The sequence below is a fragment of the Bacillus sp. ISL-57 genome, assembly GCF_018613135.1.
GTDB classification, from domain to species: domain Bacteria; phylum Bacillota; class Bacilli; order Bacillales; family DSM-1321; genus Peribacillus; species Peribacillus frigoritolerans.
Genome location: NZ_JAGGQV010000002.1, coordinates 240,587 through 257,412 on the forward strand (window position 1 = coordinate 240,587; position 16,826 = coordinate 257,412).

A 16,826-nucleotide genomic window follows, 5' to 3' on the forward strand; every position below is an offset into this window, starting at 1 on the left:
TTTCCCCAAACATTACTTTTTAAAAAAATCAAAACAAACAGGCCTGACACCTTGGCCGCAGGAAGGAAGCACTTTCCAAATGTAACGCTCCTGTTTGCTTTAGGGTGTCAGGCCCGATAGGTCAAGCTCTGTGTTCTCTTAGTTTTCCTCGTAAGAATTATCGTAAGTCAATTTACCGGAATGAATTTCTTCAAGGGCACGACCTACCGATTTATGGGAAACCGGTTTTATAAGGCAATTATCTTTAATTTGCATTTCCCTGGCGCGTTTAGCTGCCACCGATACAAGTGAGTATTTAGAATCGATTTTAAGTAATAAAGAATCAATTGATGGATATAACATGATTTATTCCGCCTCCAACATTTTTTTATATAAAACTGCAACTCTTTCCCGACGGCAATGCTCGGCAATTACAATTGCATTAATTCTAGCACATGCTGCATCCACATGATCATTTTCAACAACATAATCGTACAGATCCATAAGTTCTATTTCTTCCTTGGCCACTTTCATCCGGCCTTTTATCGCTTCCTCCGTCTCGGTTCCGCGAGTAACGATGCGGCTTTCGAGTTCAGTCAAACTCGGAGGAGCAAGGAAAATGAAAAGTCCTTCAGGGAACTTCTCCCGGACCTGTTTAGCTCCTTGAACTTCTATTTCCAGAAATACATCTTTTCCGGAATCGATTGTTTCACGGACATAATCCACGGGTGTTCCATAATAATTACCGACGAACTCAGCATATTCCAGCAATTTGCCTTCTTCGATCAGTGCTTCGAATTCCTCACGTTTTTTGAAGAAATAGTCCACTCCGTCCACTTCACCATGGCGAGGCAGCCTTGTCGTCATCGAAATTGAATATTCGAATGCCGTTCCTGGCTGAGAAAAAATCGCCTTCCTAACAGTTCCTTTACCAACACCGGATGGTCCGGACAAAACGATTAATAACCCTTTTTCTCTCATATTGTTTCAGTTACCCCTCTTCTACGCTGTCATCTCTATCTTGTAGCCGTGCAGCAACCGTTTCCGGTTGAACGGCAGATAAGATAACATGGTCGCTGTCTGTAATTATAACGGCCCTGGTTCTTCTACCATATGTAGCATCTATTAAGGATCCGCGATCTCGGGCGTCTTGGATGATCCTTTTTATCGGAGCCGATTCAGGGCTCACGATGGATACGATCCGGTTCGCGGAAACGATATTCCCAAAACCAATATTAATGAGCTTAATTGACATTTTTGTCCCCCATTCATATCTATTGTCACCTTGTTAGGTTCATCATAAACCGACTACTCGATATTTTGAACCTGTTCCTTTAATTTTTCAAGCAAACTTTTCATTTCCACCACTTCTTTTGTAATGGCCGAATCATTTGCCTTTGATCCAATCGTATTGACTTCCCTATTCATTTCCTGGACAAGGAAGTCAAGTTTCCTTCCAATTGGTTCACTATGGGTAAGGGTCTTTGAAAATTGCTGAACATGGCTATCGAGTCTGGTCAGTTCTTCATTTATATCACATTTATCAGCAAAAATGGCCGCTTCTGTCACAATACGGCTATCCTCAATCAATCCATCAGTCAACTCGGCCAGTTTGATTTCCAATCGGGCTTTATATTTTTCGACGACTGAAGGTGCATGCATTTTGACCCCTGCTACAATCTCACCAAACTTTTCAAGCTGGCGTTTCATGTCCGAGGCAAGTTCCCGACCTTCCAGATCCCGCATTTTTCTTAGATTTTCCAATGCCCCCGTGACAGCCTTCATTAACAGGGATTCCAAATCCGCAGGAACCGCAGGTACTTCTTCCGTCATGAAAATCGATTCTAGTTGGAGCATATCCTGTAATGTAATCGAACTTTCCAGATTGTATTTTCCCTTGACTTCATCCATCAATCCCACATATTGATCAGCAAGATCCCAATCGATCTTCACCTTTTTGGAAACCAGGCTCTCACCTTCCACTGTAATGAAGATTTCCACCCGTCCCCTTCTTATGTATTGATTCGCCTTCTTTTTCACCTTTTCTTCCAAAACCAAAAGCTGGCGCGGCATTCGAATCGTATATTCACAAAAACGATGGTTAACGGTCTTGATTTCAGCAAAAACCCTGACCTGTTCGTTTTCCGCTTCTTCTCTTCCATAGCCCGTCATACTGGTAACCATGGTTCCACATCCTATCAAAACATAATGTAGTAATTTGGCATTTTAACATTCATTATATATTAGCTAAAGTACGGAAACATTAGCTTACAAATAAAATACTACAAAAATAAAAAGGCAATAGAGCAAGACTCTACCACCTTAAAGATTATACCATATATCATTGTGCTTTTCTTGCTAAAAAGGTTCCAGCCAGTAAAAAAGTTGGTATGGATGCCATTCCTATTACTAATAGCCAATCCCTTCCCGAAATCGGTACCGTATGAAAGATGGTTTGTAAAGGCTGCACATACATGACGGCTACCATCAATAATAGGGAGGATAGTACCGCCCCCACAAGATAAAGGTTACCGAATGGATTTCTCGAGAAGATCGAACGTTCACTTCGGCAATCGAATACATGTATAAGCTGAGCCAAGACCAAGGTAGCGAAAGCAATCGTTTGTGCATAAGCAAGGTTATCCGGATTTGCACGATATACAACATAAAATGCGATCAATGTGGAAATCCCTATCAGAAAACCGCGTGAGATGATCTTCCAGCCAAGTCCCCTTCCGAAAACACCTTCATTGGCATTTCTTGGATTTCTTTTCATTACATCTTCTTCTGCGGCATCCAGGCCCAATGCCATCGCAGGCAATCCGTCGGTTACAAGGTTCACGAATAAGATCTGGATTGGTATCAATGGTAAAGGCAAGGCACATAGCATCGCAAAAAACATGACCAAAATCTCCCCAACATTGGAAGCAAGCAGGTAACGGATGAACTTCCTGATGTTTTCGTATATATTCCTGCCTTCTTTAATGGCTGATTTTATTGTGGCAAAATTATCGTCAACCAATATCAAGGAAGAAGCTTCTTTAGCTACATCAGTCCCCGTGATGCCCATGGATATACCAATATCCGCTGATTTTATCGCTGGGGCATCATTGACACCATCCCCTGTCATTGCAACGACATGTCCTTTATTTTGCAATGCTTTTACGATTTTCAACTTATGTTCCGGGGAAACTCGGGCAAATACCGAAACAGTTTCAACAACTTCCTCAAGTTCCCCGACTTCCATGTCCGCCAATTGCCGTCCTTCAAGTACACGGTCTTTTCCTTTTAAAATTCCAAGTTCTTTAGCAATTGCCTTTGCAGTTATTACATGGTCGCCTGTAATCATGACAGTTTTGATCCCGGCGTCCCTGCATTCCTTAACTGCCTGTTTCACCTCCGGACGCGGGGGATCGATCATGCCCTGGAGTCCCATGAAGGTCAAATTACACTCAGCTTCGGTTTCATGCAGCAATATCGTTCCTTTTGAAAGGGGTTTATAACCTACAGCAATCATTCTAAGTGCCTGCGAAGCAAGCCCATCCATGTCCTGTTGCACCCTTTCCTTACTCTCCCGATTTAATATTTCCGACCTTCCTTCCCAAAGAATCGTGTCGGACTGGGCAATCAATACGTCCGGGGCACCTTTTACGATAACGAAATGATTATCTTTCTCGTCCTTCACTATGACACTCATCATTTTGCGGCTCGAGTCAAATGGAAACTCCTTTACTATCGTAAACCTCTTAGATAAGTGTTCCCTCGTCAATCCCGCTTTCATTGCAGCGACCAACATCGCCCCTTCTGTCGGATCACCGTCTAAAATATATTGTTTACCATTCTCCTTTAACTCAGCTTTATTACAGAGCATGCCGAATGTAATCATTTGAAGCAAGGCATTATGGTTTTTCGGGGCTACTGAAACTCCCCCTAAAGAAAATTCCCCGACTGGATTGTAACCAGTACCGCCGACATCCCAAGTTTTTCCTCCACTCCAAACCTTCGTCACCGTCATTTTGTTTTGTGTCAGTGTACCTGTTTTATCTGAGCAAATCACTGTTGCACAGCCAAGCGTTTCTACGGCAGGAAGCTTACGGACAATTGCTTTTTGTTTGATCATACGCTGAACACCTAAAGACAAGGCTACGGTCACAATGGCCGGCAAGCCTTCGGGAATCGCCGCAACAGCCAAAGATACCCCGGCCAAAAACATCGTATAAAGATCATGTCCTTGAATGACACCAGTCAGGACCACGATTACCGTTAATATTAAGGCCGTGACGATCAAAATTTTGCCTAGCTGCTCCAACCTCCGTTGAAGCGGTGTTTCTTTTGTTTCTGCAGTCTGCAGGAGATCCGCAATCTTTCCCATCGCCGTATTCATTCCTGTAGCGATTACGATTCCGACTCCATTCCCTCTTGTCACCATCGTTCCCATAAACGCCATATTTTCCTGATCACCGATACCTTCAACCTCATTCATCAATGGATCAGAACATTTAACGGCCGGGAGTGACTCGCCGGTAAGTGCCGACTCTTCTATTTCAAGGCTTGAATGGTCGATGATCCGTAAATCGGCACCAATCCGGTCACCGCTCGAAAACTTCAGGATATCCCCTACAACCACTTCTCTCGATGGGACTTTCATCCACTTGCCATCTCGAAGCACGTTAACTTGCGGTGCAGCCATTTCCTTTAAGGCATCCAAGGATTTTTCTGCCTTCCGTTCTTGAAAAAAACCAAGTAATCCATTCAAAAAAACAATCGCCATGATGGCAATCGCATCGATATATTCACCCAGTATCCCTGAAACCAATGTCGCGGCAAGTAATACTATGACCATGAAATCTTTGAATTGGGCGAAAAATAAAAGAATGGCTGACTGTTTTTCTCCTTCCTTCAATTCGTTAAAACCATTCTTTCGCAGCCTGTCCTTTACTACATCATCGTCCAAACCGTGTGTAACGTTTGTTTGAAGCGCTTTCTCCATTTCTTGATTATTCATTTCCCTGAACTCCATCAAGTATCACACATCCCTTTGAATAGAATGAAATAGGCTCCTGTATACATCTCAACAGGCGCTTTTTGCTTTACTCATCCAACACCTGCCTGCTTGCCGATACATAAAACAACCTGCTCTTCTTCCATGATTATTCAGACTCGTCCAAAATAATGCTATAATTAAACAGAATTGCGGAAAGAAGAACGATCCGGATAATTTTTTGTATGAACGAACTGTAATCATGATGAATGGACCAATTTTGTATTCAATATCAGGAATTAAAAAAAGCATCCATTCACTATACCTGAACTGCAACTCCTGCTTTCACCCAGTTCGCTAAAAAATTGTAATTTAAAATGGGCAGCGATGCATTTATAACGCCCGGCAAAAATGAGTTCTTAGAAAATCTTATGTAAAGGAAGTAAAAATAGAATGTCATTTGATGGATTATTTACGAAAGCGATGACGGAAGAAATCGCTTCTTTATTAGAAGGTGGACGAATCAATAAGGTACATCAGCCTTATAAAAATGAAGTAATACTGGTTGTTCGTGCTGGAGGTAAGAACCATAAGCTCTTATTATCAGCCCATCCAAGTTATTCAAGGGTGCAAATGACCGAAGAAAGTTATGAAAATCCCAAAGAGGCACCCATGTTCTGCATGCTTCTTAGAAAGCACCTCGAAGGTTATACGATAGAAAATATTTATCAATATGAACTTGATAGGATGATCATTTTTGAGGTGAAGGGCCGTAATGAGCTTGGCGATGTGTCTCAAAAGCAGTTAATCATCGAAATCATGGGGCGACACAGCAACATTGTTTTAGTAGATAAAGAACGAAATATGATTTTGGACAGCATTAAGCATGTTTCACATGCCGTCAACAGTTATCGGGCGATATTGCCCGGCCAGGAATATAAGGCTCCACCCGCACAGGAAAAGAATGATCCCTTCAAGGCTACCGAGGACGATATCAGGAAGAATATTGACTTCAATGCAGGAAAGCTGGATCGACAGCTTGTTGCCCATTTTTCAGGAGTTTCTCCATTAGTTGCAAAGGAAGCTGTCTACCGGGCCGGACTTGCCAACAGCACGACCCTTCCAACAGCCTTTTTAAAGATTATCCAGGAAATCTCGGAACAGAAATATGCTGCCACGATCAAACAAGATGGAAATAAAGAAGTTTTTTATATGCTCCCACTAGAGCATCTGTCTGGGAATCAACGTACGTTTTCTTCATTGAGCGAGATGCTCGACCGCTATTACTTCGGAAAGGCAGAAAGAGATCGGGTTAAGCAAAAGAGCCAGGATGTAGAACGTTTCATTACTAATGAAATCGAAAAGAACTCAAAAAAAATCGGCAAGCTCGAACGTACATTGAAAGATACGGAACGCGGTGAACAGTATCAGTTGTTCGGTGAGTTGCTTACAGCTAATCTATATCAAATGAAAAAAGGCATGAAGGAAATAGAAGTCGTCAATTATTATGACGAAGAACAAAGTATGATCACCATCCCGCTTGACCCATTAAAAAATCCGTCAGATAATGCACAAAAGTACTTCTCAAGATACCAAAAGTCCAAAAATGCAGTCGGAGTCGTCCAAGATCAAATCGAAAAAACAAAATTGGAATTGGCCTACTTCGAAGCCTTGAATCAACAGCTCCAATCAGCGTCACCCAGGGATATAGAGGAGATTCGCGAAGAACTTCAGGAAGAAGGATACATTAGGCAAAAAAAGAAAAAAGGCATGAAAAAGCCTGCAAATGCAAAACCGCAGCTTGAAACATATTATGCTACGGATGGAGACCTCATTTTTGTCGGGAAGAATAATAAACAAAATGATTATTTAACGAATAAGTTTGCACGCCGTGATGAAATATGGCTTCATACCAAAGATATACCCGGCTCACACGTTGTGATTCGAAATGAATCGCCAAGTGAAAAAACGATAAAAGAGGCCGCCGTATTAGCAGCTTTCTTCAGTAAAGCAAAGCAATCGAGTTCAGTGCCCGTTGATTTCACACAGGTTCGCCATGTTAAGAAACCGAATGGTTCCAAGCCCGGATTCGTAATCTATGACCAGCAGCAGACCGTTTATATTACACCGGATCCCGATACTGTCATACGCTTAAAGGAAGCGGTAAAGGAGTAAAAAAATAGAGGGGGCCCAGTCCTGAGTGATTGGGCCCCCTCTATTTTCATGCCGAAATCCAAGCTGTATCAGCCGGATTCTCCCGCCATTTTTTTAGCTTTTCCAATTCTTCTGCCGTGATGTACCCTTTATCATTAGCGACTTTTATCAAAGTAGAGTAGTCACTCAACGAATGGTTAATAATGCCTTCAGCTTCGAATTTTTCTTTTCCCTTTTCCAATTCGTAAGTAAAGATCGAAACGACTCCTAGAACATCACATCCAGCCTCTTTCAGCGCGTTAACAGCAGTAATCACACTTCCACCGGTTGAAATCAAGTCTTCTACAACGACCACCTTTTGTCCTGGAACTGCACGGCCTTCGATCTGATTGCCCTTACCGTGCTCCTTAGCTTTGGATCGAACATAGCACATCGGTGCATTTAATTTTTCACTCACCCAAGCTGCATGCGGAATGCCGGCAGTTGCTGTGCCTGCAATCAGTTCAGCATCAGGGAAATGCTGTTCAATCAAACCTTTCAATCCTTCCGCTATTTCATTGCGAACCTCTGGGTATGAAAGGGTCAAGCGATTATCACAATAAATGGGTGATTTAATTCCAGATGCCCAAGTAAAGGGGTCATTCGGCTGTAGGTACACTGCTTTTATTTCCAATAGATGTTCAGCTATCTTATTATTTAACATGATATTCCCTCCCAAGCTGCTCTCATATCCAAATACGCCCTTAATGGATCTGCCGCCCCCGTTATGGCTCTCCCTACAACGATGGCATCCGCTCCAAAATCCCTAGCTTGTTCAGGCGTGGCAATTCTCTTTTGATCATGCGTCTGTCCACCTGCACTTCGGATCCCAGGTGTGACGGTTAAGAATTCATGACCGATGCGTTCATGTATGTTCTTTACTTCATGGGTAGAACAGACGACGCCATCCAATCCTGCCTGTCTAGTAAGTTTTGCATAATGGAGGACCGAATCTTCCAGAGACCCTGCAATGTTTTGCTCAGCATTCATTTGTTCTTGTGACGTGCTCGTCAGTTGGGTAACCCCAATGCATAATGGACGTTTTTTACCAGCGGACGTACCCTTATCCAGACCTTCCATGGCTGCTTCCATCATCTTTTGTCCACCTGCCGCATGTACATTGACCATGTCAGCGCCTAAAGCTGCCAATCCGGTCATGGCCATTTTAACGGTATTTGGAATATCATGAAGCTTCAAGTCCAAAAACACATCGTGGCCTTGCTCCTTTACGAAAGAAACGATTGATGGACCATTCTGATAAAATAATTCCATCCCCACTTTTACAGCCAATTTTTCCGAATGGAACTGTTTTAGGAATGTCTCCGTTTGAAGGAGGTCAGGGAAATCAAGAGCGATTATTAGTGACTGTTTCATTTTGCTTCCAGCTCCTTCCGGTACATTCTGAAATATGGTCAAATCCCAGCTCATCCAATAATTTCGGTAATTCTTCGATGATGGTCGGGCATACAAAAGGATCCACGAAGTTCGCGGTTCCCACTGCAACAGCACTGGCACCTGCATAGAAAAATTCAATGACGTCTTCCGCCGTAGCGATGCCGCCCATTCCGATTATTGGAATAGAAACTTGCTGGCTAACCTCATAAATCATCCGGAGCGCTACAGGTTTTATTGCAGGACCGGATAATCCACCCGTTCTGTTAGAAAGGATCGGTTTGCCTGTTTTTAAATCCAATCGCATGCCGACTAATGTATTTATCATTGTCAACCCGTCGGCCCCGCCATCTTCAACTGCTTTGGCCATATCCACAATATTACTGACATTAGGTGAAAGCTTCACATATACAGGGACAGAAGATACTTCCTTTACCGCCTTGGTTACCTCTTTGGCAACTTCCGGTACCGTACCGAAGGCTATGCCTCCTTCTTTTACATTCGGACAGGAGATATTCAATTCAAGTGCTTTCACATTCCCTGCCTTGCTTATTTCACTGGCAACTTTTACATAGTCTTCTATTTGCGAACCAGCAACATTGGCAATGATGGGAACATCATACCTACCTAGCCAGGCCAGCTCTTCACTGATGACCTTTTCCAAGCCTGGATTCTGCAGACCGATGGCGTTCAGCATTCCCGAAGAGGTTTCCGCAACACGCGGAGTCGGGTTGCCGAACCTCGGCTCAGGAGTGGTCGCTTTGATCATGATCGCCCCAAGAATATCCAAGTCGAAAAATTGACTGTATTCACGGCCGAATCCAAAGCATCCAGATGCTGGCATGACCGGGTTTTTCAAGTGTAATCCTGGTAATACAACTGAAAGCCTGCTCATAATACCACCTCTCCTGCCCGAAATACGGGTCCATCGCTGCAAACCTTTTTATAACTGAAACCAGTTGGATCATCCCCTGTATGACACACGCAAGCAAAGCATGCACCGATGCCGCATCCCATCCTTTCCTCAAGGGACAGGAAAAGCTTTTTCTCACGATAGCCCGATTCCAAGGCTCTTAACATTGGTGTAGGCCCGCATGAAAAGATCGTTGCAAACTCTTGCTCCAGATTATCTATTACAGTCGTAACAAATCCTTTTGTCCCGTATGAACCATCCACCGTGGCAATATAGGTATCACCTAATTCACTGAATTCTTTTTCGTAAAAGATGGCTGACTTGGTCTGGAAGCCCAATACATGGATTACCGTAACACCTTTCGCAACCAACATTTGTGATAATTGATACAGGGGCGGGACACCAATCCCGCCGCCAACCAATAATGCCGTTTCACCCTGTTTAGCCTCATGAACGGGAAATCCGTTCCCAAGGGGTCCAAGGATATCGACTGCCTCCGCCTCTTTACGCTGCGATAATAGTGTCGTTCCTTTACCTTCAGCCCGGTATATCATCGTGAACTGTTTTTCACTGCTGTTGTAAGAAGAAATCGAAATCGGGCGTCTTAACAATGGCTCAGTGCCTTCTGTTGTTTTGACTTGGACAAACTGGCCTGGTTGATTCATCTCTGAAACCAATTCACCTTGCAGGGTAAGTTCAAAGATGGATGGGGCCAGTTCCTTATGATTTAACACCTTCATTCTTTCCTTCTTGATCATATATAGCTCACCTCACGACTTTTTTCCGTTTTTCCCATTGCTTCTGCCGAGAAGGTCATGGATTCTATCACTCTTAAAATGGCTTCTGCCGTATCAAGTGATGTTAGGCATGTCACTCCATTTTCAACCGATTCACGTCGGATTCTGAAACCATCCCGTGCCGGCTGCTTACCTTTTGTCAAAGTATTTATGACAAATTGCGCTTCTCCGTTCCGGATGACATCCAGCAGGTTTGTACCTTCTTCTCCAATCTTTCCGACAATCGCAGTCGGGATTCCTGATTGCTCCAATAGGGCAGCAGTTCCGCTGGTGGCTATCAGCTTGAAGCCGATATTATGGAAACGCCTTGCCAAAAGCAGCGCTTCTTGCTTATCTTTATCCGATATCGTCAATAACACCGAACCATGCCCCTTGATCTTGAAACCGGAAGCGACAAGCCCTTTATATAAAGCTTTTTCAAGGGTGCTATCTTTCCCCATTACTTCACCAGTCGATTTCATTTCAGGTCCGAGCGAGATGTCCACACCTCTTAATTTGGCAAATGAGAAGACCGGCACTTTCACATAGACCCCAGTTTGTTCTGGGACTAACCCCGATTTGTAACCTTGGCTTTCAAGTGTGTGGCCCAAGATGACCTTCGTGGCTAAGTTAGCCATCGGCACATTCGTAATTTTACTTAAGAATGGAACGGTTCGGCTGGAACGTGGATTTACTTCAATCACATACACTTCTTCATTGCTGATGACATATTGAATGTTCAAGAGACCGATTATATTCAAGCCTTTTGCCAACCGGGTCGTATAATCAATGATTACTTCTTTTTGTTTTTCCGTTAAGTTTTGTGGTGGATAGACTGCAATGGAGTCGCCTGAATGGACGCCGGCGCGCTCAATATGCTCCATGATCCCAGGGATAACTACCGTTTCGCCATCGGAAATACCATCCACTTCGATTTCCTTACCCGTTAAGTAGCGGTCTATCAGGACAGGATGATCCGGATTTATTTTCACGGCATTTTTCATGTAATGCAGCAATTCTTCTTGTTTATAGACGATTTCCATCGCTCTTCCCCCGAGGACATACGATGGTCTTACTAAAACCGGGTACCCGATATCTTCAGCGATGACGATCGCTTCATCAACCGATGTTGCAGTTTTGCCCTTTGGCTGAGGAATGCCTAAATCCTGAAGTGCTTTTTCGAATTTATTGCGATTTTCCGCCCTATCCAGGTCTTCAAGTGAAGTACCTAGGATTTTCACTCCTCTTTCAACAAGACCATCTGCAAGGTTGATTGCTGTCTGTCCGCCAAACTGGACGATGACCCCTTCCGGTTTTTCTAAATCGATGACATGCATGACATCTTCAATAGTCAATGGTTCGAAATAAAGCTTGTCGGAGATACTGAAATCCGTCGAAACTGTTTCAGGATTGTTGTTGATGATGATCGCTTCATATCCCGCTTCCTTAATGGCCCATACCGAGTGTACGGTCGCATAATCAAACTCTACTCCTTGCCCGATCCGAATTGGGCCTGACCCCAGAACAATGACACTTTTCTTGTCAGTGACGATGGATTCATTCTCATCTTCGTATGTCCCATAAAAATACGGTGTTTCCGATTCGAATTCGGCAGCACATGTATCAACCATTTTGTAAACAGGGATGATTCCTTGCTGCTTCCGGTATTCATAAACATCAATTTCGGGAACTTCCCATATTTCTGCGATCGTTTTGTCAGAAAACCCTAGTTCTTTAGCCTTTTGCAATACTTCATAATCAAAAGAATGTTCTTTAAGCTGCTTTTCAAAGTCGATTATCTTTTTTAACTTATGCAAGAAGAATAAATCGATCTGGCTCCATTCGTGGATGGTTTCGATCGTTTTTCCCCTTCTTAATGCTTCACCGATATAGAATAACCGTTCATCTCCGGCTTTTCTGATCCGTTTCTCTATCTTTCCATCCTCAAACTCGTCATTCAAATTAAGATGGAATATACCAGCTTCAAGGGAACGGACAGCTTTTAAGATTGATTCCTCGAATGTACGGCCGATTGCCATGACTTCTCCGGTCGCTTTCATTTGGGTACCGAGCCTACGGTTGGCACTTTCGAACTTATCGAAAGGCCAGCGCGGAATTTTCGTAACGACATAGTCCAGTGCCGGTTCAAAGCTGGCATAGGTTTTACCAGTGACAGGGTTCATCATTTCATCGAGCGTCAAACCAACGGCTATTTTTGCTGCTAGCTTTGCAATTGGATACCCAGTCGCTTTTGAAGCAAGTGCCGAAGAACGGCTGACCCTTGGGTTCACTTCAATGACATAATATTGATAGCTGTTTGGATCTAGCGCAAGCTGAACATTACATCCACCTTCAATTTTCAAGGCTCGGATAATCTTCAAAGACGTATTACGAAGCATTTGATACTCTCTGTCACTTAATGTTTGGCTTGGTGCCGCAACTATTGAATCGCCTGTATGGACACCGACAGGATCGAAGTTTTCCATATTACATACGACTATTGCATTATCGTTGGAATCACGCATCACTTCATATTCCACTTCTTTGAAACCGGCAATGCTCTTCTCAAGCAGACATTGGTGAACCGGGCTGCTTTTCAGGCCACCCTCAACGATTTCGATAAGCTGCTCTTCGTTATCACAAATCCCGCCGCCTGTTCCGCCAAGCGTGAAGGCTGGACGAACAATGACCGGATAGCCGACTCGTTCAACGAATGTATAAGCTTCTTGCAGGTTATGAATAATGTCGCTGTCAGGTACTGGCTCCCCAAGATCGTTCATTAGCGTACGGAAAAGGTCACGGTCTTCCGCCTGTTGGATAGCCGAAAGTTTGGTCCCTAGGATCTGGACATTGCATTCTTCAAGGATTCCTGATTCGGCAAGCTCAACGGCCATGTTCAAGCCAGTCTGTCCGCCCAAGGTAGGTAACAGTGCATCCGGGCGCTCTTTACGAATGATTTTGCTGACAAATTCCAATGTGATCGGTTCGATATAAACCGCGTCAGCCATTTCAGTGTCTGTCATGATTGTCGCAGGGTTAGAGTTAATCAGGATCACTCGATAGCCTTCTTCTTTTAAGGCTATACACGCTTGGGTACCTGCATAATCGAACTCGGCGGCCTGTCCGATAACGATCGGACCGGACCCAATTACTAGGATGCTTTTTATATCAGTGCGTTTTGGCATGTTTTTTCCCCCTTGTTGGTTGCAGCTTCAATCATTTGTAAGAATTCATTGAATAAGTAGTTGGCATCTTCAGGACCTGGTGATGCTTCCGGGTGATATTGTACGGTGAAAGCCGGGTACTTTTTATGGCGCAGACCTTCAATCGTATCGTCATTCAAAGCTGTATGTGTCACAATAAGATCTGTACTTTCAATGGAAAGCTCTTCAACTGTATATCCATGATTTTGAGATGTGATGGATACCTTTCCGGTACGAAGGTCCCTAACCGGATGATTCGAACCTCGATGGCCGAATTTTAATTTTGCCGTATCCGCCCCATTTGCAAGTGCGAATAATTGATGTCCTAAACAGATTCCGAATAACGGTACTTGCGTTTGGATTGTACGGATCATTTCAAGCGTCTCATGAACACTTTTCGGATCTCCAGGACCGTTTGAAAGCATCACGCCATCCGGATGATATTGCATCACTTCTTCGGCCGTGACGTTATAAGGCACAACCACGACATCACAACCCCGCTTCGTCAACTCACGTAAAATTCCATGCTTCATGCCGTAGTCTACAAGAACGACCCGCGGGCCTCTGCCCGGGCTGGAATAAGGTGATTTTGTTGAAACCTGTTTTACCTGATTAGAAGGAATCACCGTTGCTCTCAATTGGGAAACCACTTCATTTGCATCTTTATTGATATTGCAAAGCGCCCCTTTAAGTGCACCTGATTTCCTGATGATTCTTGTCAGCTTTCTCGTGTCGATTCCGCTTATTCCAGGTATGTTCTTCATTTTCAGATATTCATCTAGTGATAATTGGTTTCGCCAGTTGGAAGGAAGTTCTGCTGTTTCCTTAACGACGAATCCTGCTATGGCTGGATTGATGGATTCAAAGTCATCGCGGTTTATCCCGTAGTTCCCGATTAATGGATACGTAAGTGTAACGATTTGACCGCAATACGATGGGTCGGATAGAATCTCCTGGTACCCCGTCATTCCTGTGTTAAAAACGACTTCACCGATTTTTTCGACGTCCCCGCCGAATGCTTCCCCAAGGAATACTGTCCCGTCTTCTAAAATTAGCTGTCTTTTCATCCTTGAACACGTCCTTTTTCCCAAGCTATTTTTCCTTCTGCAATCGTCATGACTGGCCAGCCATAACATTTCTTTTCATTAAAAGGTGTATTTTTCCCTTTTGAAGCAAACTCTTCAGCATTGATTTCTTTTTCCGTTTCCAAATCGATGAGTACGATATCCGCAGTAGCACCTTCTTTTAGTTCTCCATAAGGAAGGGAGAAGCTTTCGGATGGTTTGATTGTCATGAAATCGATCAATTGCTTTAATGTCATGACGCCTTTTTTAACCAATTCGGTGTAAAGCAGCGGGAAGGCCGTTTCCAATCCTACTATTCCGAAAGGAGCCAGCTGCATTCCCTGCGCCTTTTCCTCTGCCGCATGCGGGGCATGGTCTGTTGCTATAAAATCGATGGTTCCGTCAAGCAATCCTTCTATCAACGCATCCCGATCTTCACGGCCCCTTAATGGCGGGTTCATTTTATAATTCGTATCAAGTCCCGGTATATCATCTTCACACAATAATAAGTGATGCGGTGTAACTTCGGCGGTGACGCGGATACCGGCGCGTTTGGCATCCCTTACCGTCCTTACCGATTCCTTCGTGGAAATATGGCAAACGTGATAATGGCAGTCCGCCGCTTCGGCAAGGAGGATATCCCGGGCGATATGTACAGCTTCACATACCGACGGAATCCCATTGATTCCCTGTTCTTTTGAGAATCTTCCTTCATGGACGGAGCCTTTATTGATTAAGCTATTGTCTTCACAATGAGCAACAATGGCCATATCTTGAGCTGCTGCCCGTTTCATCGCTTCCAGCATCATACCGGCTTCTTGAATTCCTACGCCATCGTCCGTAAAGGCGAAAGCACCCGTTTGTTTTAGTGAAGCAAAGTCGGTCAGCTCCTTGCCAGCTTCCCTAATCGTGATGGATGCATATGGGAGTACCCTGACATGAGCCGTTTCTTCAATTTTCCTGTTAAGCGCTTCTAGGTTCTCCACTGTATCAGGAACTGGCCTTGTATTAGGCATCGCCGCTACCGTAGTGAAACCGCCTCTTGCCGCTGCAAGCGTCCCGCTTGCGATTGTTTCCTTATGTTCACCGCCCGGTTCACGTAAATGGACATGCAGGTCAACAAGCCCAGGTGTAATCAGTAACCCTCCAGCGTCAACTACGTTACAATTTTCCGTCGCCAAGTTCTCGCCGATCTTTGTGATGACCTTGCCTTCTATCTCAATGTCCGCTTTTTTGAATGAGTTTTGATTATCTAGCAATACTCCATTTTTGATTACTGTTTTCATGGATGTTTCCCCCTTCGGTTTGTTCGAGCACATTTTTTAATACGGCCATTCTAATGAATACGCCATTTTCCATTTGTTTGAAAATTCTCGAGCGGCTGCATTCGACTAAATCACTGTCTATTTCAACACCGCGGTTTATTGGTGCAGGATGCATGATGATCGCATCCGGTTTCATATTTTCCTCACGTTGTTTGGTCAGGCCGAATTTTTCCAGATAATCTCCATTTACCTGATCGTATTTATCAATATGCCTTTCATGCTGTATTCTGAGCAGCATGACCACATCCGATGTAGCTACTGCATGATCGATGTCTTCATACCTTCCTAAACTGTTTGTTCTGTCAAACCATTCAGGCGGACCCGAAAATACGACATTCGCTCCTAAACGAGTCAGTGCTTCTGCATTCGATTTCGCAACCCGACTATGCCTTACATCACCGATTATCGCAATCTTCAGACCTTTGAAACTCTTAAACTCATGTTTAATCGTCAATAAGTCCAGTAATGATTGGGTTGGGTGATTTCCGCAGCCATCCCCTGCATTGATTATTGGAATCCCGATCTTCTCATTCAATTCGTCAAAATAATTATCCTGTTCATGACGGATGATCAAGGCATTTACACCTATCGCTTCTAACGTTTTAACTGTGTCATATAAGGTTTCGCCTTTTAACACGGATGATGTACCCGCATCAAAAGGAATGACCTCAAGTCCCAATTTTCTTTCAGCCATTTCAAAGCTTGATTTTGTACGTGTACTTGGTTCAAAGAAGAGATTGGCAACTGTGGTCAGCTGCTTTGGAATCCAGCTGGTTCCGTTGGCAAAACACTCTGCCTCATGTAAAATCCTTTCAATTTCACTTATTGTCAATTCATTCATGGTCAATAATTTTTTCATCGATCCTGCTCCTCTCACATTTGTGATGCGGGGCATAAAAAACACCCCGCCATTAAGGACAGGGTGTAGGTCATAAAGATTGTGAGGACACGGAATGGTTTACACTTTTCCCCGTTCTCATTCATCTTTACAGCAACACCC

The 16,826-nt window shown here is 43.8% G+C and carries 14 protein-coding genes; 1 reads left to right on the top strand and 13 read right to left on the bottom strand.

What is annotated here, in order from left to right:
* Positions 1–138 precede the first annotated feature (138 nt).
* The 5 genes from rpoZ to J7I90_RS04400 all read right to left on the bottom strand — a co-directional run bounded on the left by rpoZ (position 139) and on the right by J7I90_RS04400 (position 4,999).
* Positions 139–342 carry a DNA-directed RNA polymerase subunit omega gene (rpoZ, locus tag J7I90_RS04380; protein WP_034313807.1) on the bottom strand — a complete coding sequence of 68 codons (204 nt, stop codon included), beginning with the start codon at positions 340–342 and terminating at the stop codon, positions 139–141.
* 3 nt (positions 343–345) lie between these two features.
* Positions 346–960, bottom strand: a complete 615-nt coding sequence (gene gmk, locus J7I90_RS04385; RefSeq protein ID WP_034313809.1) for a guanylate kinase — start codon at positions 958–960, stop codon at positions 346–348.
* Positions 961–970: 10 nt separating this feature from the next.
* Positions 971–1,234 (bottom strand): extracellular matrix/biofilm regulator RemA, encoded by a 264-nt coding sequence (remA, locus tag J7I90_RS04390; protein ID WP_034313813.1) that lies wholly within the window; start codon positions 1,232–1,234, stop codon positions 971–973.
* A gap of 53 nt (positions 1,235–1,287) precedes the next feature.
* Positions 1,288–2,163, bottom strand: a complete 876-nt coding sequence (locus tag J7I90_RS04395; protein ID WP_214768586.1) for a YicC/YloC family endoribonuclease — start codon at positions 2,161–2,163, stop codon at positions 1,288–1,290.
* Between the two features lie 157 nt (positions 2,164–2,320).
* Positions 2,321–4,999, bottom strand: coding sequence for a calcium-translocating P-type ATPase, SERCA-type (locus J7I90_RS04400; RefSeq protein WP_214770062.1), 2,679 nt, complete (start codon positions 4,997–4,999; stop codon positions 2,321–2,323).
* A gap of 414 nt (positions 5,000–5,413) precedes the next feature.
* Here J7I90_RS04400 and J7I90_RS04405 point away from each other — a divergent pair, with 414 nt between their 5' ends.
* On the top strand, positions 5,414–7,135 hold the full coding sequence (locus J7I90_RS04405; protein WP_214768587.1) for an Rqc2 family fibronectin-binding protein: 1,722 nt from the start codon (positions 5,414–5,416) through the stop codon (positions 7,133–7,135).
* 46 nt (positions 7,136–7,181) lie between these two features.
* Here J7I90_RS04405 and pyrE read toward each other — a convergent pair whose 3' ends face one another.
* The 8 genes from pyrE to J7I90_RS04445 are packed head-to-tail and all read right to left on the bottom strand — an operon-like array spanning position 7,182 to position 16,685.
* On the bottom strand, positions 7,182–7,817 hold the full coding sequence (gene pyrE, locus J7I90_RS04410) for an orotate phosphoribosyltransferase (RefSeq protein ID WP_054396935.1): 636 nt from the start codon (positions 7,815–7,817) through the stop codon (positions 7,182–7,184).
* The gene (gene pyrF, locus J7I90_RS04415; RefSeq protein WP_214768589.1) at positions 7,811–8,527 is read right to left on the bottom strand and encodes an orotidine-5'-phosphate decarboxylase; all 717 of its coding nucleotides are present in this window, start codon (positions 8,525–8,527) and stop codon (positions 7,811–7,813) included. The genes pyrE and pyrF overlap by 7 nt, the downstream gene beginning before the upstream one ends.
* Positions 8,499–9,440, bottom strand: a complete 942-nt coding sequence (locus J7I90_RS04420; protein WP_214768596.1) for a dihydroorotate dehydrogenase — start codon at positions 9,438–9,440, stop codon at positions 8,499–8,501. Before J7I90_RS04420 ends, pyrF begins: the two co-directional genes overlap by 29 nt.
* On the bottom strand, positions 9,437–10,216 hold the full coding sequence (locus tag J7I90_RS04425) for a dihydroorotate dehydrogenase electron transfer subunit (protein WP_054396938.1): 780 nt from the start codon (positions 10,214–10,216) through the stop codon (positions 9,437–9,439). The genes J7I90_RS04420 and J7I90_RS04425 overlap by 4 nt, the downstream gene beginning before the upstream one ends.
* Positions 10,213–13,419: a carbamoyl-phosphate synthase large subunit gene (carB, locus tag J7I90_RS04430; protein ID WP_214768602.1), complete on the bottom strand. Its 3,207-nt coding sequence runs from the start codon at positions 13,417–13,419 to the stop codon at positions 10,213–10,215. The genes J7I90_RS04425 and carB overlap by 4 nt, the downstream gene beginning before the upstream one ends.
* The gene (locus J7I90_RS04435; RefSeq protein ID WP_214768605.1) at positions 13,398–14,504 is read right to left on the bottom strand and encodes a carbamoyl phosphate synthase small subunit; all 1,107 of its coding nucleotides are present in this window, start codon (positions 14,502–14,504) and stop codon (positions 13,398–13,400) included. The genes carB and J7I90_RS04435 overlap by 22 nt, the downstream gene beginning before the upstream one ends.
* Positions 14,501–15,787 (bottom strand): dihydroorotase, encoded by a 1,287-nt coding sequence (locus J7I90_RS04440; protein WP_214768606.1) that lies wholly within the window; start codon positions 15,785–15,787, stop codon positions 14,501–14,503. Before J7I90_RS04440 ends, J7I90_RS04435 begins: the two co-directional genes overlap by 4 nt.
* Positions 15,750–16,685, bottom strand: a complete 936-nt coding sequence (locus J7I90_RS04445; RefSeq protein WP_214768608.1) for an aspartate carbamoyltransferase catalytic subunit — start codon at positions 16,683–16,685, stop codon at positions 15,750–15,752. The genes J7I90_RS04440 and J7I90_RS04445 overlap by 38 nt, the downstream gene beginning before the upstream one ends.
* Positions 16,686–16,826: the final 141 nt, after the last annotated feature.

Excerpts from the sequence above, each read along its gene's own strand:
- gmk (WP_034313809.1), bottom strand. The coding sequence starts at position 960 with ATGAGAGAAAAAGGGTTATTAATCGTTTTGTCCGGACCATCCGGTGTT.
- carB (WP_214768602.1), bottom strand. The coding sequence starts at position 13,419 with ATGCCAAAACGCACTGATATAAAAAGCATCCTAGTAATTGGGTCCGGT.
- pyrE (WP_054396935.1), bottom strand. The coding sequence starts at position 7,817 with ATGTTAAATAATAAGATAGCTGAACATCTATTGGAAATAAAAGCAGTG.
- remA (WP_034313813.1), bottom strand. The coding sequence starts at position 1,234 with ATGTCAATTAAGCTCATTAATATTGGTTTTGGGAATATCGTTTCCGCG.
- J7I90_RS04405 (WP_214768587.1), top strand. The coding sequence starts at position 5,414 with ATGTCATTTGATGGATTATTTACGAAAGCGATGACGGAAGAAATCGCT.
- J7I90_RS04420 (WP_214768596.1), bottom strand. The coding sequence starts at position 9,440 with ATGAGCAGGCTTTCAGTTGTATTACCAGGATTACACTTGAAAAACCCG.
- rpoZ (WP_034313807.1), bottom strand. The coding sequence starts at position 342 with ATGTTATATCCATCAATTGATTCTTTATTACTTAAAATCGATTCTAAA.
- J7I90_RS04400 (WP_214770062.1), bottom strand. The coding sequence starts at position 4,999 with ATGGAGTTCAGGGAAATGAATAATCAAGAAATGGAGAAAGCGCTTCAA.
- J7I90_RS04440 (WP_214768606.1), bottom strand. The coding sequence starts at position 15,787 with ATGAAAACAGTAATCAAAAATGGAGTATTGCTAGATAATCAAAACTCA.
- J7I90_RS04435 (WP_214768605.1), bottom strand. The coding sequence starts at position 14,504 with ATGAAAAGACAGCTAATTTTAGAAGACGGGACAGTATTCCTTGGGGAA.
- J7I90_RS04395 (WP_214768586.1), bottom strand. The coding sequence starts at position 2,163 with ATGGTTACCAGTATGACGGGCTATGGAAGAGAAGAAGCGGAAAACGAA.
- pyrF (WP_214768589.1), bottom strand. The coding sequence starts at position 8,527 with ATGAAACAGTCACTAATAATCGCTCTTGATTTCCCTGACCTCCTTCAA.
- J7I90_RS04425 (WP_054396938.1), bottom strand. The coding sequence starts at position 10,216 with ATGATCAAGAAGGAAAGAATGAAGGTGTTAAATCATAAGGAACTGGCC.
- J7I90_RS04445 (WP_214768608.1), bottom strand. The coding sequence starts at position 16,685 with ATGAAAAAATTATTGACCATGAATGAATTGACAATAAGTGAAATTGAA.